Annotated in this window: 16 protein-coding genes; 8 read left to right on the top strand and 8 right to left on the bottom strand. The window is 70.1% G+C overall.

Going from position 1 to position 22,925, the window contains the following annotated elements; translation table 11 throughout:
* Window positions 1-145 precede the first annotated feature (145 nt).
* Window positions 146-943 (bottom strand): lytic polysaccharide monooxygenase, encoded by a 798-nt coding sequence (locus ACH492_RS12260; RefSeq protein ID WP_398985461.1) that lies wholly within the window; start codon window positions 941-943, stop codon window positions 146-148.
* Between the two features lie 226 nt (window positions 944-1,169).
* On the opposite strand from ACH492_RS12260, the gene ACH492_RS12265 reads away from it, so the two are divergent.
* The 4 genes from ACH492_RS12265 to ACH492_RS12280 all read left to right on the top strand — a co-directional run bounded on the left by ACH492_RS12265 (window position 1,170) and on the right by ACH492_RS12280 (window position 6,119).
* Window positions 1,170-2,009 carry a hypothetical protein gene (locus ACH492_RS12265; RefSeq protein WP_398985463.1) on the top strand — a complete coding sequence of 280 codons (840 nt, stop codon included), beginning with the start codon at window positions 1,170-1,172 and terminating at the stop codon, window positions 2,007-2,009.
* 62 nt (window positions 2,010-2,071) lie between these two features.
* Window positions 2,072-4,426: an FHA domain-containing protein gene (locus ACH492_RS12270; protein ID WP_398985465.1), complete on the top strand. Its 2,355-nt coding sequence runs from the start codon at window positions 2,072-2,074 to the stop codon at window positions 4,424-4,426.
* A 14-nt stretch (window positions 4,427-4,440) separates the two neighbouring features.
* Window positions 4,441-5,115: a hypothetical protein gene (locus ACH492_RS12275; protein ID WP_398985467.1), complete on the top strand. Its 675-nt coding sequence runs from the start codon at window positions 4,441-4,443 to the stop codon at window positions 5,113-5,115.
* Entirely contained in the window at window positions 5,115-6,119 is a 1,005-nt protein-coding gene (locus tag ACH492_RS12280) for a serine/threonine-protein kinase (RefSeq protein WP_398985469.1), read from the top strand. Before ACH492_RS12275 ends, ACH492_RS12280 begins: the two co-directional genes overlap by 1 nt.
* An 8-nt stretch (window positions 6,120-6,127) precedes the next feature.
* On the opposite strand, the gene ACH492_RS12285 is transcribed toward ACH492_RS12280, so the two are convergent.
* A complete protein-coding gene (locus tag ACH492_RS12285) occupies window positions 6,128-7,399 on the bottom strand; it encodes a streptophobe family protein (protein WP_398985471.1) in 1,272 nt (423 codons plus the stop codon).
* A gap of 201 nt (window positions 7,400-7,600) precedes the next feature.
* Between ACH492_RS12285 and ACH492_RS12290 the strand changes: the two genes are divergently transcribed.
* Window positions 7,601-8,968 (top strand): DUF6777 domain-containing protein, encoded by a 1,368-nt coding sequence (locus ACH492_RS12290; protein ID WP_398985473.1) that lies wholly within the window; start codon window positions 7,601-7,603, stop codon window positions 8,966-8,968.
* 45 nt (window positions 8,969-9,013) lie between these two features.
* Here ACH492_RS12290 and ACH492_RS12295 read toward each other — a convergent pair whose 3' ends face one another.
* The 3 genes from ACH492_RS12295 to ACH492_RS12305 form a co-directional block, all read right to left on the bottom strand.
* Complete coding sequence (locus ACH492_RS12295; RefSeq protein ID WP_398985475.1) at window positions 9,014-9,931, bottom strand: GNAT family N-acetyltransferase; 918 nt, start codon at window positions 9,929-9,931, stop codon at window positions 9,014-9,016.
* Between the two features lie 73 nt (window positions 9,932-10,004).
* Window positions 10,005-11,456: an amino acid permease gene (locus ACH492_RS12300; protein ID WP_398985477.1), complete on the bottom strand. Its 1,452-nt coding sequence runs from the start codon at window positions 11,454-11,456 to the stop codon at window positions 10,005-10,007.
* Between the two features lie 149 nt (window positions 11,457-11,605).
* Entirely contained in the window at window positions 11,606-12,562 is a 957-nt protein-coding gene (locus tag ACH492_RS12305; RefSeq protein ID WP_398985479.1) for a hypothetical protein, read from the bottom strand.
* Window positions 12,563-13,007: 445 nt separating this feature from the next.
* Between ACH492_RS12305 and ACH492_RS12310 the strand changes: the two genes are divergently transcribed.
* From ACH492_RS12310 to ACH492_RS12320, 3 genes are all read left to right on the top strand, one after another.
* On the top strand, window positions 13,008-14,999 hold the full coding sequence (locus ACH492_RS12310; RefSeq protein ID WP_398986209.1) for a beta-N-acetylglucosaminidase domain-containing protein: 1,992 nt from the start codon (window positions 13,008-13,010) through the stop codon (window positions 14,997-14,999).
* Between the two features lie 81 nt (window positions 15,000-15,080).
* Window positions 15,081-18,374 (top strand): GH92 family glycosyl hydrolase, encoded by a 3,294-nt coding sequence (locus tag ACH492_RS12315; RefSeq protein ID WP_398985481.1) that lies wholly within the window; start codon window positions 15,081-15,083, stop codon window positions 18,372-18,374.
* Between the two features lie 61 nt (window positions 18,375-18,435).
* Window positions 18,436-19,599: a lactonase family protein gene (locus ACH492_RS12320; protein WP_398985483.1), complete on the top strand. Its 1,164-nt coding sequence runs from the start codon at window positions 18,436-18,438 to the stop codon at window positions 19,597-19,599.
* Here ACH492_RS12320 and ACH492_RS12325 read toward each other — a convergent pair whose 3' ends face one another.
* The 3 genes from ACH492_RS12325 to ACH492_RS12335 are packed head-to-tail and all read right to left on the bottom strand — an operon-like array spanning window position 19,600 to window position 22,922.
* The gene (locus ACH492_RS12325; RefSeq protein ID WP_398985485.1) at window positions 19,600-20,151 is read right to left on the bottom strand and encodes a cysteine hydrolase family protein; all 552 of its coding nucleotides are present in this window, start codon (window positions 20,149-20,151) and stop codon (window positions 19,600-19,602) included. It abuts the gene before it with no gap.
* Between the two features lie 55 nt (window positions 20,152-20,206).
* Complete coding sequence (locus tag ACH492_RS12330) at window positions 20,207-21,772, bottom strand: FAD-dependent oxidoreductase (protein WP_398985487.1); 1,566 nt, start codon at window positions 21,770-21,772, stop codon at window positions 20,207-20,209.
* Window positions 21,765-22,922: a Vms1/Ankzf1 family peptidyl-tRNA hydrolase gene (locus ACH492_RS12335; protein ID WP_398985489.1), complete on the bottom strand. Its 1,158-nt coding sequence runs from the start codon at window positions 22,920-22,922 to the stop codon at window positions 21,765-21,767. The genes ACH492_RS12330 and ACH492_RS12335 overlap by 8 nt, the downstream gene beginning before the upstream one ends.
* Window positions 22,923-22,925 lie beyond the last annotated feature (3 nt).

A 22,925-nucleotide genomic window follows, 5' to 3' on the forward strand; every position in this document is an offset into this window, starting at 1 on the left:
TGGGGGTGAATGTCGCGTTCACGTCAGCGCCTGGTGATATAACCGCACGGACCCCGGCGGCATTCCCGCCGTCGTCCCGCCCCGTGCCCGGCGGCATTCCCGACGTCGCCCCAGCCCCAGGCGGTCGCACTGTGCGACAGCGGGCCTACTGTCGCCGGGCGCGGCGCCGGACCATCGCGGATGCGGCCACCGCGAGCAGCCCGAGCAGCGCGGCCATCCCGCCAACCAGGACGGCCTGCTTGTCCTCATCGCGCTCAGCGGATGCCGCGGCCTGCCGCTCGGCGGGCTCGCCGCCCGGCTGCGGTGGCTCTGCCGAGTCGCCTGTCAGCACCAGGTCGGAGCAGGAGTAGTAGGTGTCCGGGGTATCCGAGTTCCGCCAGACCGTATAGAGCACATGGCGGCCTGTCAGTCCCGCCGGGAGCTGCCCGGAGATCCGGTACGCACCGTCCACGAGCCGGGGATCGGTGGCCGTCGCGATGGGTTGCGAGGTCAGGTCGTCCCACCGCAGCGGCACGGTCGGATCGTGGCCCGCCTTGGTGAGATACAGGTGGAACGTTCCCTTGTGCGGAATGGTCGACAGATAGGTGAGAGTGAACCGGGCGCCGGCCGTCAGGGTCGTCGCCGGCCAGTCCTCGCGGGCGATGTCCAGGCCCTTGTACGCATCGAGGCCCGCGCTGCACAGCTGTCCGTCCGGGATGAACTCCCGGTCTCTGCCCCGGACATTGGCCACCCGCAGGTTGTCCCACTCGTCGAACGCCACTCCCCCGTTCGCGGCGACGGCGGCCCGGCAGACCGCGGACTCGCGCTGCACCCCCTCGGGACCGCAGGCGAAGACCCGGCTGACGGGGTCTGTCGGCGCGCCGTGGGCCTGCGCGGTCCCGGCGGCCGCGACCGTGAGGGCGACGGCAACGGCAGCGGTGGCGGCAATGCGATGGGCAGTCATCCGCGGCAGACCTCCTTGGCGGGCTCGGCAGCCTGCCGTGTATTACGATTTCGCACGGCGGAGTGTTCACCACGCGCGGCAGGTCGCTCACGAGAGGCCTGTCCCCGGTCGCCCCGGCACGGACCACACGTGGCCGGTTCCACACCCGCGCCCTACCGGCCCGCGGCACCGCTCCGCTAGAGCTAGACAGGCGTAGACCTGTCCCCGGCCAGCGGAGGTACGCACCATGACCCGAGGTCTGACCAGTGCCACCACACCAGGCAAAAGCCGGTTCGACGACATCTACAACGAGCCCGACCCCCGCGTCTACTTCCGCCGGCTCGCCCCGCTGGAGTACGAGATCCCGCACCACGCGCAGGACGTCTTCCGCCGCACCCGCGCCGACCGGGCCGCCGCCCACGGGGGCGCGGACGGCCCCGTCACCGTTCTCGACCTGTGCTGCTCGTACGGGATCAACGCAGCGCTGCTCAACCACCACCTCACGCTCGCCGAGTTGTACGCGCACTACACCAGCCCCGAGACGGAAGCCCTCACGACCGCGGAACTCATCGACGTCGACAAGGAGTTCTACGCCTCACGGCGCCGCGCCGACGCGACCCCGGTCATCGGTCTCGACGCCGCCGACCGGGCCGTCAGCTACGCCCTGGCAGTCGGGCTGCTCGACGACGCCTACGCCGAGAACCTGGAGCGCCACTCGCCAGGACCGCAGCTGCGACGTGCCGTCGCGGGCGCCGGACTGATCACGGTCACCGGAGGCATCGGCTACATCACCCACCGTACTTTCGAAGCCCTTCTGGAGTGTGCCCAGGTTCCGGTCTGGGTGACCGCGTTCGTGCTGCGCACGGTCCCGTACCAATCGGTGATCACCAGCCTTGCCCACTATGGCCTGGTCACCCGGACGGACTACTCGCGGACTTATCCGCAGCGGCTGTTCACCGGTCCGGCGGAACAGCGCAGCGCGGTCGAACAGACCCTTCTCGCGGGTTACGACCCCACCGGGCTTGAGACGGAAGGCCGCTACCACACCCAGCTGTACCAGTCCCGCCCTGGTCCCCGCCCGGCGTGAGCGGGCGGGGCCCAGCGGGCGCAGGTCGGGCACAGAAACGGTCAAATCGCTAGAATCCGACCATGGGAGAGCGGCCTGTCGCGCCGACTGCGCCCGAGCTCGTCCTCGAAACCGATGCGGGCTCCACGGTGATGAGCCCGAGCCGGGACTATCACGTCGGGCGCGACCCCTTGAGCGACATCGTCATCGACGACGCCCGGGTGTCCTGGCACCACGCGGTGCTGCGGCCCGAGGCCGACCACTGGACGATCGAGGACGAGGGCAGCACGAACGGCACGTACGCCGACGGCATGCGGATCCACGAATGGGGGATCGTCCCCGGCACCGTCATCCGGTTCGGCAATCCGGACGACGGCCCGCGTGCCGTTCTCGTCGACCGGAACCCGCCGCCCGCCACGCGGGCGCCTGCCGGTCCGTCCGCCGTCTCCATGCCGTCGGCGACCGGCACCTTCCGACAGCCGACCACCGTACGTCCGCTGTCGGCCCGTACCGTACGCATCGGGCGCGGACCCGACAACGACCTGGTCATCGACGATCTCGTCATTTCGCGGCGGCACGCGGAGCTGCGGGCGCTCCCGGACGGCACCTACGAGATCGTCGACCTCGGCTCTCACAACGGCACCTTCCTCAACGGCCGACCGGTCGCCCAGGCCCTCGTCTCCCCCGGCGACATCGTCGGTATCGGCCACTCGGCGTTCTGTCTCGTCGGCGACCAGCTCCAGGAGTACGTCGACACCGGCGACGTCGCGCTCGACGTCCAGGACCTGGCTGTCGCGGTGGACCGCGGCCGTAAGACCCTGCTCGACCATGTCTCGTTCCCCGTCGGCGAGAAGTGCCTGCTCGCCGTGGTGGGGCCCAGCGGCGCCGGCAAGTCCACGCTCCTCAACGCGCTGACCGGGCTGCACCCCGCCGACCATGGCACCGTCCTCTACGACGGCCGCGACCTCTACCACGACTACGCGGAGCTCCGGCAGCGCATCGGCCTCGTACCGCAGGACGACATCCTGCACTCGCAGCTGACTGTGCGCCGGGCCCTTGGATACGCGGCTGAGCTGCGCTTTCCACAGGACACCGCGAAGACCGAACGTCAGGACCGGGTGGCCGAAGTGGTGCGTGAACTCGGCCTCGAGCAGCGGGCCACCCAGCCCATCCACAGCCTGTCGGGCGGCCAGCGCAAGCGGGTCAGCGTGGCCCTGGAACTGCTGACGAAACCGTCGCTCCTCTTCCTCGACGAGCCGACCTCCGGGCTCGACCCCGGCATGGACCGCTCAGTCATGCATATGCTCCGCGGCCTCGCCGACGACGGCCGTACGGTCATCGTCGTCACGCACAGCGTGCTCAGCCTCGATGTGTGCGACCGGCTGCTGGTGCTCGCGCCGGGCGGCAGGATCGCGTACTACGGGCCGCCGGACGACGCCCTCGCCTTCTTCGGCTTCGAGCAGTGGCCGGAGGCGTTCGAGGCCTTCGAGAACGACCGGGACCGCGACTGGGCGGGGACGTACCGCGAGTCCCCCTTCCACCGGCAGTACATCGCGAACTCCACCGCACAGCCGCGCCTGCCGCAGGCCGAGGCGGACGGTTTCGTCGCGCCGCCGCCGAAGGCGCAGAGCTGGGGGGCGCAACTGCGGACGCTGGTCCGGAGGTATGCGGCCGCGCTGAGCGCCGACCGGACCTTCCTGGCCATCATGATCGCACTGCCGTTCGTGATGGGCGCGATGGCCCGCGCCCTGGCCGGCAGCCGGCTCACCCAGGAGACGGCGATGAACGCCCTGCTCATCCTGTGTGTGGGCGGCGTCCTGACAGGCGCCGCCAACGCCGTGCGCGAGCTGGTCAAGGAGCGGGTGATCTACCGGCGGGAGCGGGCTGTCGGGCTGTCCCGGTCCGCGTATCTGATGTCCAAGGTCGTGGTGCTCGGCACGATCACGGTGCTGCAGGCGGTCGTGCTTACCCTCGTCGGGCTCGTCGGCGTCGACCTGAACGCCCCGGACGGTGAAGGCGTGCTGATGCCGCCGCTGGTGGAGATCACCCTGGCTGTGGCGGTGCTGTCGTTCACGGGGATGGTGCTCGGCCTGCTGGTGTCCGCGCTGGTGCGCAAGGAGGAGGTCACCATGCCGCTGCTGGTGCTCCTCGCCATCATCCAGGTCGTGTTCTGCGGGGCGCTGCTGAAGCTGGACGGCGTTCCCGGCGTCGAGCAGCTGGCGTGGCTGATCCCGTCCCGGTGGGCGCTGGGAGCCATGGCTGGGACGATCGGACTGTCCAGGATCGTGCCGGGCAAGTTGACGGCTGACCCGCTCTTCGAGCACTCGGTGGGCGTGTGGCTGCTCAACATGGGGATGCTCGTGGTCCTCTCCGTCGTCTTCGGGTACGCAGTCGCGAAGCTCCTGCGCCGCCATGAACCCGCCATCATGCGGAAGTAGGGACGGGACCGCCGATGACGATCGATGACTTCCACCCGACACATGTCGTCCCCCAGGACGGACTGCCCGCCTGGGAGGCACCGGACGTGTCCCGGCCGACCGAACCGCTCGACCCGCTGCTTCCGGTCCAGCTGGTCGACCGGCGCGGGGACTGGGGCCGGATCGTCTGCGCGAACGGCTGGTCGGCGTGGGTCGACAGCCGCCTGCTGATCTCCGTACCGCAGGAGCCCCCGGCGGCCGGACAGCCACTGTCCCGCACGGCGGACCCGCGCCCGCTGCTGGCCCGCGCCGAGGAGTCGCTGGACCAGTACCGCCGCGCGGCGGAGGACCTGGCGGCCGGGCGGACGGACGGCGAGGCGTTCCACCGGAGCACGCAGGGGCTGCGGGTGGGGATGGTCGTGGACGGCGAGTCGGTGTGGCTGTACGACGCGGAGCACGAGCGGTGGGTGTACTGCGACGGGACGCACCTGAGCACATACGCGGCGCCGCCGGGCCCGACCGGGGGCGGGCCGCCGAAACCGACGGGGGTGGCCGCCGCGGAAGAAGTACCCGGCACGGACGGGCCGGCGGCGGACTCGCCGGAGCCTGGCGGAACGGCGGGCGCGGGGGCGACGAGGGTCGTCGACCCGGACCGGGGGGCCGGTGCGGACCGGGGGGCCGGTGCGGACCGGCCCGGCAGTGACGTCTGATGGTCCGCGTCCCGCGCGATACCAGCCTGGCCGCCGGGCGGCCGTCCGAACTGCTCGGGAAGCAGATCGCGGGGTACCTCGTCGAGAGCGAGATCGGCCGCGGCGGCATGGCCGTCGTCTACCGCACCAAGGACCTCCGCCTCGAACGCACCGTCGCCCACAAGCTGCTCGCTCCCGAGCTCGCCCGCAGCGACACCTTCCGCAAGCGGTTCACCCACGAGTCCCGGGTCGCCGCCGCCATTGACCACCCCCACATCGTGCCGGTGTTCGAGGCGGGCGAGACCGACGGCATCCTCTACATCGCGATGCGCTACGTCGCGGGTCAGGACCTCCGCGCCCTGCTCGACCGCGAGGGCCCCCTCTCGGTACGCGTCGCGGGCCGGATCGCCTCGCAGGTCGCGTCCGCGCTCGACGCCGCCCACGACCACGACCTGGTGCACCGGGACGTCAAACCCGGCAACATCCTCATCGCGGCCGGCACCGACAGCGAACACCCGGAGCACGTATACCTCACGGACTTCGGCCTGACGAAGAAGTCGCTGTCGTTGACCGGGTTCACCACGGCCGGCCAGTTCGTCGGCACCGTCGACTACGTCGCCCCGGAGCAGATTTCGGGCCGCCCGGTGGACGGCCGGTGCGATGTCTACAGCCTCGGCTGCGTCGTGTTCGAGAGCATGGCCGGGACTCCGCCCTTCCAACGCGACGACGACATGGCCCTGTTGTGGGCGCACCAGTACGATCCGCCGCCGCCCCTGACCGAGCAGCGCCCCGATCTCCCGGCCTCAGTCGACGACGTACTGGCGAAAGCACTCGCCAAGTCGCCCGACGACCGGTACGACAGCTGTCTGGAGTTCGTCGCCGCGCTGCGTGTCGCGTGCGCCGGGCGCGAGGCGGGCGGTCATCCGCCGACGCAGGTGGACATGCGTGTAGCCAAGTCGGCAGGGGCACCGCTGCCGCCCCGCTGGGCGCGGCCGGCGTTCCCCGGCCTCGGCCCGGATGAGTGATCCGCGGTTCACACCTCTCCCCGGCGACGCACGCGGGACGCGAGCAGGCTGCCGAGGAAGCCGGTGACCAGCCCCCACACCACCGCCAGGCCGAGCGCCGGCCAGAGGTGCGGCCGAAGCGTCACCTCTCCCGCCAGGTCGCCGCCGAGGTCGCCGATGCCCAGCAGGGACAGGCCGACGTGCGCGGAGATGCGGGCGGCGAGGCAGATGGCCAGGACCGTGAGCGTGAGCGCCACCGCCATGTGTACGGCGTGCTGCCAGGACCCCATCCGGGCAGGTGAGCGGACCGCCATGACGAACGCGGCGCCCAGCAGCAGCACCGCTGCGATGACGAAGAGCAGCCACCAGGCCCGGCCGTCGTAGTCGGACAGCGAGCTGACATTGAGGGTGGATTCCTCGGGAGTACGCAGCACCGAGTCCAGGACCTGCGGCATGGGCAGCCCGAACGGACCGTCCACCCTTCCCTCCCAGGAGGCGCCCAGACCGAGCGTCAGCCCGAGCCATGCGAGGTTCGGCAGCCCGAGCAGGATCACGGCGAAGGTCTCCGCGGCATTGCCGCGGCTCACCGCGACGACGAGTGCGATGACCACGCCCACGACGACGTAGGCGAGAAGCAGCACGACCATGGCGAACGCGGCCGGGCGCACCGACTCCTGGAAGCGAACGAAGCGCGCGGGGAGCGGAGCCTTGCGCGATACGAGCAGCGCGAGGAACAGCAGGCCCGCCAGCCACAACAGGCCGAAGACGAGGGTGACTGGGATGTCGGCGCGGAACCCGATCTTGGGGGAGGCGTCCAGCAGATCCCCGATGTCCGCGATCGTCCCCTGCCCGAGCGGGATGTCGAAGCTGTGGCGGGCCAGGACCGAGAGGCCGATGAGAGCCGGCACCCACAGCACGGCCAACCGGGAGGCCCAGCCGACGAGTTCGCGGCTTCCGGCGACGGCTCGGTGCCGTAGTGGACGGAGAAAGCCGGTGGCGATGACCAGGGCTCCGGCGAGGGTGACGGAGAGCGGCAGCACGTTGAGGTCCGCGTTGGTGCCGGCGATCAGTCCGGCGTCTCCGGAGAGTTCCACGGAGCCGCCGACCGCGATGACCACGACGGCCGCGACGACGCGCGGGAACGCGCCCCCGGGCAGATCGGCCGCGCCCGCCGCCCATAGGCCGAGGGCGGCCGTGACGACCATGGCGACCAGCCCGGCGAGCACCGCGACGAGGGCCTCGCCCCAGCCGTGGGAGACGCGCGTCGCGCGTCCCCGGTCGCTGGTCTGCTGCTGGCCCACTCTTGCCACGCTAAGCAGGGGTCCGGCACTCCGCCCGCTGGGAGGGCCGACCGCGTCGGCTTGCGGGCCGTACGGGTACGAGGCACACAATAGGGTCAGCATTCGTGAACTGCGGACCCTTTTCTCTTTTATTCGCATTCACTGACATTCCTGTGCCCGAGTTCCTGCGCTGAATCGTTCCTACGCTGGGAAGAAGAGCCCGTGAGTGCCCAACCGCCGCCGTCCGAACGCCCCACAGGACCTCCGTCAGGCCCGCTCTCGGGCCCGTCGCAGGATCGTCCTACGCATGCCACGCCGCCGCCCGGCGCCCCGCCGGGGCCGCCGAGCGGCGGAGGAGCGGGCGGCCCGGGCGGGCCCGGCGGGGGCGGACCGGCGAAGGGCTCCGGCGAGGGCCCCGACCACCCCTGGTGGCGGTCCGTCCCCAGAATCGCGACGATCGCCGTCGCGATCGTCGCCGCCGTGGTTCTGACCATCGTCCTCACCCGCCCCGGGGGAGGCGGCGGCGAGGCCGTTGCCGCGGAGATCGTCAGGGACCCCGTCAACTCGTCGGGCGAGGCTCCGTTCACGCCCCCGTCGACGGCTGAGGAGGCCCCCTCCAAGGAACCGCCCGCCCCGCCGGCGACGAACCTGCGCGGTTCGGATGCCGGCGTGTACGGCGGGACGCAGCAGACAGCCAGCTGCGACGTCGAGAAACAGATCAGATATCTCTCCGAGGACCCGGCCAAGAACAGGGCGTTCGCCTCAGTCGTGGGCCGTAGCCCCTCCCAGGTGCCCGGGTATCTGCGGTCGCTGACCCCCCTTCGGCTGAGCTATGACACCCGGGTCACCAACCACAGCTACAAGAACGGCGCCCCCACCAAGTATCAGTCGGTGCTGCAGGCCGGTACGGCCGTCCTCGTCGACGACCACGGCGTCCCTCGAGTGCGCTGCGCATGCGGCAATCCGCTGCAACCGCCGGTCAAGGTGGAGGGCAACGTCCGGCTGACGGGCCCCACGTGGTCCGGATTCCAGCCGACGAAGGTTGTGCACGTGCAGCGCTCCGTCACGGTGATCAATGTCTTCGTCGTCTACGACCCGGACCACGAGGACTGGTTCGCGCGGGAGCACGGTGACCATCACGGCCGCTACGACAAGAAGGTCCCGCCGCCGCCCCGGCCCAGGCCGTCCTACTCCCCCTCCCCGCACACCTCCTCTCCGTCCAAGTCACCGTCGTCGAAGCACCCGTCGTCAAAGCACCCGTCCTCGAAGCACCCGTCCTCGAAGCACCCGTCGTCAAAGCACCCGTCCTCGAAGCACCCGTCGTCAAAGCACCCGTCCTCGAAGCACCCGTCGTCGAAGCACCCGTCGTCGAAGCACCCGTCCTCGAAGCACCCGTCGTCGAAATCCCCGTCGTCCGAGCCGCCGACTTCCGGGACCCCGTCCTCGAAGAAGGCCTCACCCGAGTCACCGCCGCCGTCGGACTCCGCGCCGATGCCGCCACCGGCCGATTCACCCGCCTCGGAGCCCGAGGCCTCCAGCGCGCCGAGCCCGCCCGTGGCCCCCGACGCCTCTCCGGACTCGGCCTCGTAGCCTCCCGCCCACCGGAGTACTGGAGACGGGCCGCGGCCGGGTGTCTCAGCCCAGTTCGAGTGTGGTGACCCCGAAGGTGCGCTCGGCCCGGACCTCGGGGACCGGGCCCGCGTACATGCGCACGGTGTGCGAGCGCGCTTCGAGACCACGGGCCGTGGCCAAGGCCCCTGCGGCGTGCTGAGGTTCGGGGATGTCGATGGAGACCTCGTCCTCCGGGCCGACGTGGGCGGTGAGGGCGTCGAAGAGGGCTTCGGCGTCCTCGGGGGTGTCGGCGAACAGGGGCCCGACGCGGTGCCCGTCGAGTGCCGGGCGGATCACGCCATAGCCGGTGACGCGTCCCTCCCGCAGGCGGGCGTACGCGATGTGGCCGGCAGCGGTGAGCCAGCGGCTGACGAAAGCGGGCCGCTCGGCGGGGAAGCACTCCCGGTCGTACGCCGCGATCGCGTCGATGTGCTCCGGGGCCACGGGCACGACCCCCGCCGCCGGAGTGCCGGACCGCTCCGGGCGCCCTCCGTAACGAATCGTGTCGTTGGCGGACTTGAAGCCGGCGCGACCGTAGGTGGCTTGCTGCGCGGGCACCGCGTCCAGGCCGATGGTGCGGGTTCCGGCATGTGGGAAGGCCGCGCGCCAGGTCGCCAGGCCGAAGCCCTGCCCGCGGTGGTCGGGATGGACCAGGTAATAGCCGAGGAACGCGTACTGCTCGGAGTACGTGACGATCGAGACGGCCGAGATCGGCCGGGCGCCCAGGCGGCCGATGAAGAAGCCCGCGGGGTCGGCGGGGTGGAAGCAGGCCACATCGCCGCGGCCTGGATTCCATCCCTCCTCGGCGGCCCACTCAGCCACTTGGTGCCATTCCTCCAACGAGGCGCCGGTGACGGTGAGTCCGCCCGCGCCGCCGGGAGGACTCCCGGCAGTGCGCTCGCTGGTGGAGTGTGACTGGGGGGCTTCGCCGAGGGGGTTCATACCTTCTGTCGGTCCCTTCAGATGGTGGCGGGAGCGGCCGCGCCAAGCGGCCTGATGGTGGTTGTCGCGCCGGTCAGATCAGGTCCATGGCGGCGACTTCGTCGGGGCTGCCGTAGCTGACCGGCCCCTGGAAGCGGCGGCGGGCGGTGGCGAACCACCACACCGTGGCGATGAGCAGTACCACTCCCAGTGCGATCGGCGCGTAGTTGAACGTGGCGGAGGTGATCGGAGAGACCTGGGGCAGCATGAACAGCACACTACTGATCACGATCCAGGTCACCGCGACACCCGCGACCAGCTTGCCGTAACGCCCCAGGTTCCATGGACCGGGCTCGAAGTCGTTCAGCCGCAGGCGCAGAAAAATAGGCACACCGTAGGCGAGGTAGAGCCCTACGACATTGACGCTCACAATGGCGGTGAAGGCGGTGTGGGACCACCAGGCCGGAATGATCAGCACCAGTGGACATGCCGCCGCGAGCCATACCGCCTTGACGGGCGTACGAGTGCGCAGGGACACCGAATGCCACCAACGGGAGCCGGGCATCGCCCCGTCGCGGGAGAAGGCGAAGATCTGACGGGTATTGCTCGTCATGTTGGCGAGGCCGCAGAACAGCATGGCGCCGATCACGACCAGTAGGAGCAGCTTCGCGGTGCCCATGCCAAGCGCCTCGATGAGAATCTGCACCGGCGGCGCCGCCGAGCTCGCCGTGGCGGCGTAATCCCGGATCGCGTACACCAGAGCGAGCATGAGGATCAGACCGGCACCCGCGGAGTACCCGATGGCCCGCATGATGCCCTTCGGCGTGTTGACGGTCGCCTTCACTGTTTCCTCGGACATGTGGAAGCTGCCGTCGAAGCCGGTGAAGGTCCAGCTGGTGACGAGCAGGCCCAGCATCGCGGCGTAAATGCCGTTGCTGAACCCGGTGTTGTTCACGAAGTGGGTCATGAACGATACCGGCTGGTGATGGTCGGGCACCACGGTCAGGGCGACGACGATCACCACCATGCCGATCAGCAGCCACCACACGGAGATCCGGTTCACCAGGGCGACCAACTGCACGGTGTACGTGTTGGCCAGCGCCTGGATCAGCAGGATCACCGCCGTGATGAGGACGGTGCGCTGCGCCGTCACCTCGTAGCTTGGCCACTGCATCGCGATGAAAGCCTGGATGAAGGTGGCGGCGGCGTAGCCGGTGGCGGCCGTTCCGCCCACCTGGCCGACGAAGTTCAGCCAGCCCGTGTACCAGGACCAGGCGCCGCGATGCCGCTTGGCGAGCTTGCCCGCGGAGAAGTACAGCGCGCCGCTGGTCGGGTAGGCGGAGGCGATCTCACCCATCGCGGCGCCGACGAAGAGCACCATGACCGATACGCCTATCCAGCCGAAAATGAGGATCAGCGGCCCGCCGGCTCCCATTCCGAAGCCGAATGCCGAGAAGATTCCGGAAATGATGTTGATGATAGTGAAGGAGATGGCGAAATTGTCGAACGCACGGAACCGCCGGGTGAGTTTCCGCGGGTATCCCATGGCATGCAGTGTCGCGTCATCGTCGAGGGTGACGGGATCTGCATGGCGACCGGTTTTCGAGCGAGTAAGAGATGTGCGCTCGGACACAACCGCAACCTTTCTGATGGGGCGTGGGGACGGTGGGTGAAAAAGGAGAGATCGGTGGAGAATCAGGCGGCGCTGGGGATCGGGAGCCCGCACGACCGTCTCGCTTTGGTCAACTGCTCCTCGGGGGCGCCGAAAGCACTCCAGGGCATTCGGGAGGCATACGGACCCATTGCCGTGAATACTTCCCGCGCCTCGAATTCGCGCTTCGCCATGTACAGCGCGTGCGCCAGATACGACAGATCGAGGACAGGGGTGAAGCGATAACCGGCCACCTCGGGAAACCAGTTGTTGTAGCTGCCAATGGCCGTTGTCAGCCACTGGGACTGCTCCCAGGTGCGGTCGGCAAGCAGAGCGGAGGAGTCGTAGTCCTCGACGAGAGCGACAAGCGGCAGCAGCCGCAGCGGTGAGGTGGCCGGCGCCCGGTGGCTCAGGAACGAGGCGACATCCCATCGCGCGCTCGCCGTCCCGCCGTGGCGGGTGAAGAAGAAGGCCAGAAACCGGTGGTGCGCCTCGCGGTGCCAGGGGTCGAGCCGGAGGATGTGGGCGAACAGCTGCCAGGGGCCGGGCGGCGCGGTCAACAGCCCCTGCGGCGCGGGGTCCCGGGGCCGCTTGAGCCGGGACAGTGCCAATTGGGCCACCCACGGAGTGGGGTCACCGGGCAGCAACTGCGCCGCCCGCTCGCACGCCGCATGTGCGATGCCTACGAGAGTGCCTGCCCGCCGGTCATGGGCGTCGGCCATCCGCAATGCCCGGAGCATCGCCACCCGGGCCCAGAGCAGGGCCGCCTCGGGGCCCGGCTCCTCGGCCAGCCAGCGCTCGGCCAGGTCGGAGTCCGCCGCCTCGGAGGCCAGCACCAGCGACCGATGGGCTCGCACCTCGAAATCCTGGCGCGCGTCCTTGAGTGCTTCGTGTGCGCTGAAGTACCGACCCGCCTTCACATCGATACAGGCTCGGGCCAACTGGCGGTCATCGGCAGCCGGATGCCACACATACTGCCCCTCGAACGAGCCAGCAGCCACGAACCCCTCCCGTTCCCGCAGTCGACACGACCCATGCACTCATTCCGGCCAGGCAGAATTCAGCCGGATCCCATCCATAGATCCACCGGCAGCGAGCACACCCTACTCACCATCAAGTGGTAGCGAAAACAGTGGTCCGGAATATCTGGTTCCCACTCATTTAGGCGCGTGGACCGACTTCCGGCAGTGAGGCTTTTCCCTGCCGCATGTCGGCAAGGCATGTTTGGCATATGCCTTTCTTCGCGGGACATCCACGCGGATTCCAGGATTGGTTGAATGATGGAAGATTGACCGCCGTGCAGGCGGGGCTTTTCCGTCTGCATCACCCTCCGCCGTTGCGACGGGACTGCCCCCCCAGCAGCGCGCAATTCACCAGCGGCGCCATCGCGATCACCCCCTCGCGACCTGCGCGTCCGACGAGGTCACGCCCAGCCTCTTGACAACGATGTCAGCCGGTGGTCCAGTCCTGTCACAACGAGGTTTGGCGAGGAGGTGGACGGCGATGGGATCAACATCCATGGCGCTCCGGTCCAGTTGGCGCTCCCACAGCTCCCCGCCGGTGTTTCCGAAGCCCCGCTCGTTGAAGAGCCGCCCTGAAGAGCTGCGCATCCCCTCGGCCGTGACGCTCGTGAAAGGCGCGTCGACCGATGCCTACGCGCTCGCCCTGGTCCGGGGTGTGCTGCGTGAGGCGGGGGTGCGCACCATCCGGCTGGTCGACGAACACACTCCCGTACGCGAGGACCGGCTCATCGTCCATGTCGGTGGGCACAAGGAGAACTGCGCGACCGCGGGCGCGTTGCGCGCGATGGGCGTCCAGGGCGCCGAGACCATGGCCGCCGAAGGGTACGTCCTCGCAGTCGGCGAGGGCCGGGACGGCCGCGACCGGATCGTACTCAGCGGCGCGGACGGCGACGGTACGTACTACGCCGCGCAGACGCTGCGTCAACTGGTGCACGGCTCCCGGCGGCACGGCCTCCGGCTGCACGGCGCAGTGATCCGCGACTGGCCGTCGCTGCGGTGGCGAGGAGTGGTCGAGGGCTTCTACGGGCCACCGTGGTCGCATCAGCAGCGGCTCGCCGATCTCGACTGGTTCGGCAGGCACAAGCTGAACTCCTATGTGTACACACCGAAGGACGACCCGTATCTGCGGGCGGAGTGGCGGGAACCCTACCCGGCGGACGAACTCGGCCGGATCGGCGAGCTGGTACGGCGGGCCCGGGCGAACCATGTCCAGTTCGGCTATGCCCTCTCCCCCGGCCTGTCGGTCTGCTACTCGAAGCCGTCCGAGGCCGGTGCGCTGACAGCCAGGTTCGAGACGCTGTGGAAGCTGGGCGTACGCAGCTTCGTCATCGCCTTCGACGGCATCGACTACCAGCGGTGGAACTGCGACGAGGACCGGGCGGAGTTCGGCACGGGACCCGCTGCCGCCGCCCGCGCCCAGGCGCAGCTGATCAACGCCGTGCAGGCGACGTTCATCGACGCGCATCCGGAAGCCGAGCCGCTGCAGATGGTGCCGACCGAGTACTGGGGAACCGCCCGGACCGACTACACCCGCAGCCTCGCCCAGGAGCTCCATCCCGGGGTCGTCGTCCAGTGGACCGGCGTGGACGTCATCGCACCCAAGATCACTCGCGCCGATGTGGCCGCCGCCCGCGAGGCGTTCGGCCATCCCGTGCTGCTCCGGGACAACTACCCGGTCAACGACTGTGTGCAGGGCCGGCTGCTGCTCGGCCCGTTCACGGGGCGCGAGTCCGGGCTCGGTAAGTCGGCGCTCGGGCTGACCGCCAGTCCGATGCCGCAGGCCCAGGCGTCCAAGGTCTCGCTGTTCGGCGTCGCCGACTACGCCTGGAACGACACGGCGTACGACCCCGAACGGTCCTGGTCGGCGGGGCTCGACGAGCTGGCTGGCGGGGATGCGCGTACCGCCGATGCACTGCACACGTTCGCCGGCGTCCAGCGTTCCTCCCGGATCGACCCACGGCCCGCGCCCGAACTCACCGCGCAGATCGCGGAGTTCCGGAGCACCGGCAGGGCAGGGCCACTGCACCGCGCCCTGAGCGACATGCACGACGCGCCGGGAGTGCTCCGGGACCGGCTTTCCGACCCCGTGTTCCTCACCGAGACCGGGCCGTGGCTGACTGCCACCGAGGCCTGGGGGCGGGCAGCGCTCGTCGCGCTCGACATGCTGACCGCCCAGCGTACGGGCCGTGGCGCCGACGCCTGGGCGGCACGTCAACAGCTGCCGGGTCTCGTCGAGCGCGCGAAGTCGATCACCTGGACGGGGCTCGACCCGAACCGCAGGGTTCCGGTCGAACTCGACCCCGTTCTGGAGGAGTTCGTCCGGCAGGCGCTGGAGGAAACTGCCCGCCGACTCGGTTTTGCGCAGCTTTCCCCGGTCGGGTTCGAGGTCCGTCCGGTCACGGGGAGCGGCTCGTGACCGGGCCGTTGACAGGCTTTGCGCGGCCGTGACATCTTTCCCGAGCCCGGTGGGACAACGTTGTCAACAAGGGGTGCGCACATGCGACGGACAGCCGGTTGGATACGTACGAGAGCGGCACGGCTGGTGGTCGTCGCCCTGCTGGCCGGCGGTCTGACCGGCCCGGCCGCCGGGGCGGCCGGCGCCGCGCCCGCGGCCGACGCGACCGACGCGACCGACCTGGTCAACCCCTTTGTCGGCACACAGAACTTCGGCAACACCTTCCCCGGCGCGAGTGCCCCCTTCGGCATGGTCCAGGTCAGTCCCGACACCGGCGGCCAGGGCGGCTACGACTATCAGCAGAACAAGATCCACGGCTTCAGCCAGACCCACCTCTCCGGCGTCGGCTGCGGCGTCGCGGGTGAGCTGCCGATGATGCCGACCACCGGCGCGGTCGACCGGGTGAACCCCGACGACTACCGCTCGGAGTACTCGCACGACGACGAGAAGGCCGAACCCGGCTACTACCGGGTGGGCCTGAAGACGTACGGCATCGACGCGGAGCTCACCGCGACGCAGCGCACCGGCTGGCAGCGCTACACCTTCCCGTCCACCGGCGCCGCCAATGTCCTGTTCAACACCGGCAAGGCCAACCAGAAGGTCTACGACTCCGAGGTGCACGTCGTCGGCGACCGCACCGTCGAGGGCCGGGTGCACGCGGGCAACTTCTGCGCCGGCAAGGACGACCACACCGTCTACTTCACGGCCACCTTCGACCGGCCCTTCAAGACCCATGGCACGTGGCGCGGTTCAACCCCCGAGCCCGGCAGCCGCGACGCCGCGGGCGAGGGCGGCAACGGCGCCTGGGTGACCTTCGACGCCGGCTCCGACAAGGACGTCGTGGTGAAGGTCGGCCTGTCCTACACGGGTGTGGAAGGGGCTCGGAAGAACCTGGCGGCGGAGACGAAGGATTCGTACGACTTCGACGCCACCCGTGCGGCCCTGCACCGCACGTGGCAGGAGCAGCTCGGCTCGATCCGGATCGGCGGCGGTTCGCGGGACCGGCAGAGCGCCTTCTACACCGCGCTCTACCACGCGCAGCTGCACCCGAACCTGGCAGGTGACGTGGACGGCCGCTACGTCGGCTTCGACCGCAAGCCTCACACGGCCGAGGGCTTCACGCCGTACCAGAACCTCTCCCTGTGGGACACCTACCGGCCGCAGAACCAGCTCCTGGAACTCCTCGAGCCGGGCGTCGCCCGCGACGTCGCACTGTCCGTCGTCGCCATCGGCAGGGACGGCGGCTGGCTGCCCCGCTGGGCGCTCGCCAACAGCGAGACCAACATCATGACCGGTGACCCGGTGACTCCGTTCCTCGTCGAGGCCTGGTCGAAGGGTCTGCTCGCCGGGCACGAGGAAGAGGCGTACGCGCTGCTGAAGAGGAACGCCACCAGCACCCCACCCGCGGACTCCCCGTACAACGGCCGGTCGGGCGTGGACTTCTACAGCGAGCGTGGCTACATCCCCTCGGGTCTCGGCCTGGGTGAGGACTGCGCCGACAAGGGCGGCGACAACGACTGCAACCACCCGGCGTCGGCCACCCTGGAGTACGCGGCGGCCGACGCCTCGCTGGCCCTGATGGCCGAGGGGCTCGGTCATCGGGCGGACGCCAGGATGCTCGCCGCGCGCGGTCAGTGGTACCGCAACCTGTGGGACTCCTCGATCGGCCAGTTCCGCCCCCGTACGACGCAGGGCACCTGGATGACGCCGTACGACCCGGTCGAGGCGGGCCACCAGTTCCACGAGGGCGGCGCCCACCAGTACCAGTGGCTGGTGCCCCAGGACCCGGCCGGTCTTGTCGGTCTGATGGGTGGCAGGAAGGCCGCCGAGAAACGGCTCGATTCCTTCTTCGTCCACGACAAGCTGCTCACGGACCCCGCGGGCACCGCGCGCAAGGACTGGATCTCCCAGCCGTACGACTACTACGGCAAGCCCACCTACAACCCCAACAACGAGCCCGACCTGCACGCCCCGTACATGTATCTGTGGGCAGGCGCACCCGCGAAGACCGCGACCGTCACCCGGGCGGCGATGACGCTCTTCACCAACGGCCCGGACGGCATGACCGGCAACGACGACCTGGGCACGATGTCGGCCTGGTACGTCTTCTCGTCGCTCGGTCTGTATCCGACGATGAGCGGCGCGGACTTCCTGGCCCTGTCCAGCCCGCAGTTCGAGTCGGCGACCATCCGGATCGGGCAGTACGGCCGCAAGCAGGGCGGCACGCTGAACATCACCGCCCCCGGGGCGAGCGACGAGCGGCGCTATGTCCAGTCGGTGGCCCTCAACGGCAAGAAGGTAAGCGCCACTTGGCTGGACTGGGAGGCGATCGCGCACGGCGGGCTGCTGGCCCACCGGCTCGGGACCGCACCGTCCGCGTGGGGCACCGACAAGAGTGCCGAGCCGCCGTCCGTCAACGCGGCGGCCGGAGCCGACCGGCGCCGACACCTCGACGCGTCGCTGCGCACCGCCTCGGACGCCGTGCCGACGAGCGACGCCGCACAGACCGCGCATCTCGCGGTGGACGTCCTGGCCCAGTCGCCGGGCGATGTGCGGGTGTCCGTCGCGGCGAAGGCTCCCGCCGGGTGGGCCGTGAAGGCACCCTCTTCCGTCACGCTCAAGTCCCGTCGGCTGCCGGTGCAGACGACGGTCCCGCTCGCGGTGACAGTTCCGGCGGGCACCGCGGTCGGCTCGTACCCGGTCCGGGTGACGGTGGCGGCAGAGGGCATCCCCGCGGTCGTCCGTACGGCCACGGTGGAGGTGAGGGCCTCGGCGAGCTGCGCGGGCAGCGGGAAGGACGAGTGCGCCGTGGACCTGGCGGGTGCCCTGAACCATGACGGCACCGCCACGAAGGACCGGTCCGGGGAAGGCAACTTCGACGGTCAGGGCTGGAGTTACGACGCCGGTCTGCTGCCGAAGGCCGGGACTGCCACCTGGAACGGCGTCACGTACAACGCGCCCGACCCGGCGGGAACGGCGCCGAACTTCATCGAGGCCCGCGGCCAGGCGCTGCTTCTCCCCGCGGCCGCCCGCTCCACCCTGCATCTGGTAGCCGCCTCCCACAACGGCCCGGTGGCCACCACGCTGACCGTCCGCTACACGGACGGCAGCAGCGCGGACGTGCCGCTCGCGATCGGCGACTGGGCAGGTTCGACGCCGTCCGGCAGCAGTGTCGTCCTGGACATGCCGCACCGCATCAAGGACGGACAGGGCATCGACGGCCCCCCGGTACGGCTGTTCGGTCACACGGCGCAGCTCGACAGTGCGAAGACAGTGCGCTCTTTGACGCTGCCGGCCGACCCGCGGATCGAGGTCTACGCGATCACACTGAGGTGAGGCGCCGCTCCACCGCCCCGCCACATCCGAAGCAACCGACCGACACTTCGAGGTGCATCACATGAGCGGCAGGACAGCGGGGACGGGGACGAGTTCGGCGGGCGGCATCGGCCGCCGCCGGTTCATCGGAGCGGTCACGGCGACTGTGGCGAGCGCCGCGGTGCCCGCGACCGCACAGGCTCGCCCCCGTGGACAGCGCCCCCTGTTCCTGGGCACCTACACCTCGGTCGCCGGTGGTGGCAGCGGAATCGGTCTCGCCACATACGACGAGGTGACGGGCCGGATCACCGCCACCGGTACCGTCCCGGGAGTCAGCGACCCGTCCTTCCTCGCGATTCACCCGTCCGCCCGCACTCTGTACGCCGTGAACGAGCAGCAGCAGGGCGGGGTGACCGCCGTCAGACTGTCCCCGGACGGTCACCACAGTGTGCTGGGCACCCGCGACACCGGGGGCGCGGGCCCCTGCCATCTGTCCGTACACCCCAGCGGGCGCTGGCTGCTCAGCGCCAACTACCTCTCGGGCAGCGTCGCCGTGCACCCCATCGCCGCGTCGGGCGCGCTGGGAGCACGCGCGGCACTCGTCACCCACTCCACGCCGCCGCCGGGCCCCGGCCAGGAAGGCCCTCACGCCCACCAGATCGTCACCAGCCCGGACGGGGGGCACGTACTAGCCGTCGATCTCGGCAACGACACCGTCTACACCTACCGGCTCGACACGTCGAGCGGAACCCTCGCCCGCATCTCGTACGCGACGGTCCGGCCGGGCGCGGGACCCCGGCATCTCACCTTCCACCCGTCGGGCCGATTCGCCTACCTCGCCAACGAGGTCGACAACACCGTCGTCGTCTGCGCCTACGATCCCGTCACCGGAAGGCCGACGCCGGGCACCCCGCAGTCGACAGGCACAGGGCCCGGCACGAGCTATCCGGCGCAGCTGGTCGTGACCCGCGGCGGCGGACACGCCTTCCTCGCCAATCGCGGCCACAACAGCCTGACCCGGTACGCGATCGAGGACGGCGGGTCCCGGTTGCGGCTGCTGGGGACCGTGCCGGTCGGCGGCGACTTCCCCCGGCACCTCGCCCTTTCCCCCGGCCAGAATCTGCTCTTCGCGGCGAACCAGCGGTCGAGTTCGGTGACGGTCTTCCACGTCGACGCCAGTGGTGGACTCCGGCCCGCGGGAAGCCCGTTCAGCTCGCCTGTGGCCGTCTGCGCGCTGCCGCTGTGATCAGCCGCGGTCGGCTGCGAATTCGATCGAGTCGCCCGCAGTGATCTCCGCTCCCATGTTGCGCCGCATCATCCGCAGCGCGGCGTCCGCCAGATCGGCGTGAATATGCGCGACGGAATCCTCGGCGACGGTCACGTGCAGATGGCGGATGTGCGCGTCCAGGGCGGAGTACAGCACGCACTGCTCGGTCACCTGCCCGCACAGAATCACATGGTCGATTTCCAATTGACTGAGCAGATACGACAGGGGCGTCTCGAAGAAGATCGAATGCCGCGCCTTGACGACGAAGAGTGACTCTTCATCGGGCCGGATCGGTTCGACCAGATCGGCGTGGGGACCAGAAAGCGCGGTCTCGAGGAGCTCCCCGTGATGCGATCTCCATTCGCCGAAATTGTCGTTCACATAGATCACTGGAACCTCGCGCGCGCGGGCCCGTTCCAGCAACTGGACGATGGCGGGCAGGATCTTGGAGACCGAAGGAAGAAGCAGTTCGGCGTCGGCGTGCTCATATGTGTTGATCATGTCGATGACAATGAGTGCGCTCTTCCTCATATGCACCATCGTTGCACTCCCGCAGGCCGGTCACAGCTCGGCAGGGCTTCGGGTGCTAGGGGGTGGTGCCCTGGTCGCCGGAGCCCGGCACCTCACGAGGCTCCAGGGGGCGGGTGGCCGGGCCGTGCAGGACCGATCCGTCCGTGCCGAAGCGGGAGCCGTGGCAGGGGCACTCCCAGACCCGCTCGGCATCGTTGAACTGCACCAGGCAGCCGAGGTGCGTACAGCGTGCGGAGAGCGCACTGGTGTATCCCGCCTCGTCGCGATAGACGGCGCACCGCCGTCCCTCCAGCCGCACGACGGCTCCGCTGCCGCGCGGGATGTCGGTCACCGAGTCGACATGGCTGGTGTGCAGGCGGTCACCGACGAAGTGTTTGGCGACAGCGGTCTGGAACCGGGCGAGTTGAGCTGTCTCACGCACCGGGGGCAGCCTTCGCGGGTCGTAGAGATCGGTCCACGCCGGCCGGCCGCCGCCCGCGATATGGGCAGTGAGCAACCGGCCTGCCATCACGCCGTTGCTCATACCCCAGCCGCCGAAGCCCGTGGCCACATAGACGTGTTGTGTCCCCGGATGGGCGTGTCCGACGTACGGCAGATGGTCGCTCGAGTCGTTGTCCTGGGCCGCCCACCGATACGTCATGTCCGCGTCGGCGAAGCCCGGCAGCCGCTGCCGCGCCCAGGCGTCGAGGCGCGCGAACCGTTCCCTCACTTCGCCGGTTCCCGGCTCGAACGACTCCCCGGTGACGATCAGCAGCCGCCGCGCCTCGTCGTAGGGCGCGCTGCGCACGGACCGCACCGTGTCCTCCGGGCTGAAGTACATGCCGGCGGGGACCGCTTCGATCGGCACCGGTGCCGCGACCACCAGTTCGCGTCGGGGCTTGAGCCGGGTGAAGAGCATCGTGTGGTCGAAGACTGGATAGTGCGTCGCGATGACCGCGTCGCGCGCCGCGACCGACGCCCCGTTCTCGGTGGTCAAGCGGCAGCGGCTGCCGTCATGGAGCCCGGTGACGCGGGTGCGCTCATGGATGCGGCCTCCCGCGTGCGTGATCCGCTCGGCCAGCGCCAGCAGGAACTTCCGCGGGTGGAACTGGAATTGCCCCTCCACGCGCACCGCGGCGGCCACCGGGAAGGACAGCTCCGTCTCGGTCACGTACGACGCATCGAGTCCTGCCCGCCGGGCGGCCTCCGCCTCGGACTTGATCTCGTCCGCTCGCCGCGGATCCTCCACGTACGTGTGGGCGGGGGCGCGCTCCAGGTCGGCGTCGATGTCGAGTCCGGCGCAGAGGGCGGCTGTCCGGTCGACCGCGTCCTGCTGCGAGAGCGCGTACAGCGCGGCGTCGTCGGCGCCGTGCTTCGCCTCCAGCCGTGCATAGCCCAGACCGTGCAGGGCGGTGAGCTTGGCCGTGGTGTAGCCGGTCACGCCTGCGGCGATCCGGTCGGCCTCCAGGATGACGACGTCCAGGCCTGCCCGGACCAGGTCCCAGGCGGTGCACAGCCCGGCGATACCGGCTCCGATGACGGCCACGTCCGCGGTCGCGTCCACGCCGAGGGGCGGATAGCCCGTGCTCGGCGTCGTGGTCATCCAGTACGACTCGTCAACAGTCGGGCGCTGTTCAGCCATGGCTCCTCGCCATCCGGGGGTGTCGTCCCCTGTCGTCGTACGGTTGGCACAGCAGCGCCCCCAGGCCGCCGACCGGGACGTCATCGTGTCCCTGCGACGGCACCCGGAGTGCCTCAGCGCCGGTCACCGCCGCACAGCGGAGCAGCGCGTCGTCCGCGCGGGCCGACGAGGGGTGCGGTTCGCCCAGGTACTGGAGGTCCGCACGGCGTACCGCCAGCTGCTCGGGCTCGTTGCCCACCCAGACTCCGTGGTGCGCGTCCGACCCCTCGGGCCGGATGAACAGCTCGGCGATCCGGTGCTCGCGCGCCGCGTCGACCAGGGCCGGTATGCCCTCGGCTGTTGCGGCGGGGGCGGCCCGGAAACGATCCAGCTCCTCCTCGGCGCGCCGGTTCAGATGGTCCTGGCGGGACTGCTCCACATCCTCGTCGAGCAGCCGGGTGGCCGGGCCGTCGGCACGGACGCCGTGGTCCGTTTCGACGACGCGTGGGCGCAGTGCGATGGGCAGGCGGTTGTGGACGGCACGCCGCTCGCGCAGTCCCCCCGCCAGAACGACCAGGTCGGCACGGCACTCCTCCTGGTTCGCCGCGATCGCCGCAGCGATCTCGCCGGCGTTGCTGTCCCAGGTGTTCCAGGTGTTCTCCACGCTGCGCGGGTGGTGGCTCGCGGACCAGTGGGAACTCGTGGTGCGGTGGATGGACCACTGCTTGCCCTCGGCCTGTCCGACGGCCCGGCTGCCCAGTGGGCTGCGCAGCTCCAGGTCCGCTCCCGTGCGATCGATGTACGCGACGAGGCAGACCGGTTCCTGCACGGCGAGGTCCAGCAGCGGAGCGACGTGCGGCAGCGCCGACCAGGAGACGTCGGAGGCGGCCGGCGGGCGATGGGCGAGCGGCGGGTCCAGGACGACCTCGCCGCCCGTGGCGAAGACGGCCCGGCCGGACTCTCCCGGGTAGTGCGGCCGGGTGGTGAGCGCCTCGTACACCGCGCGGCCGGTGGCCTCATCGGCACCTTGTAGGGCCAGCTTCCGGCATACCTCTGTCACCTGGAGCTCACGACGGGAAGGAGTGGACTCGTCGGTCCAGGTGGTGTCGAGGTGAACGCTGGCCCAGGGACCGGGACGCTCATAGAGAGGCGCGAGAAATGCGAGTTGCATGGA

This window comes from Streptomyces sp. NPDC019443, assembly GCF_044389785.1.
In the GTDB taxonomy this organism is placed as follows: Bacteria; Actinomycetota; Actinomycetes; order Streptomycetales; family Streptomycetaceae; genus Streptomyces.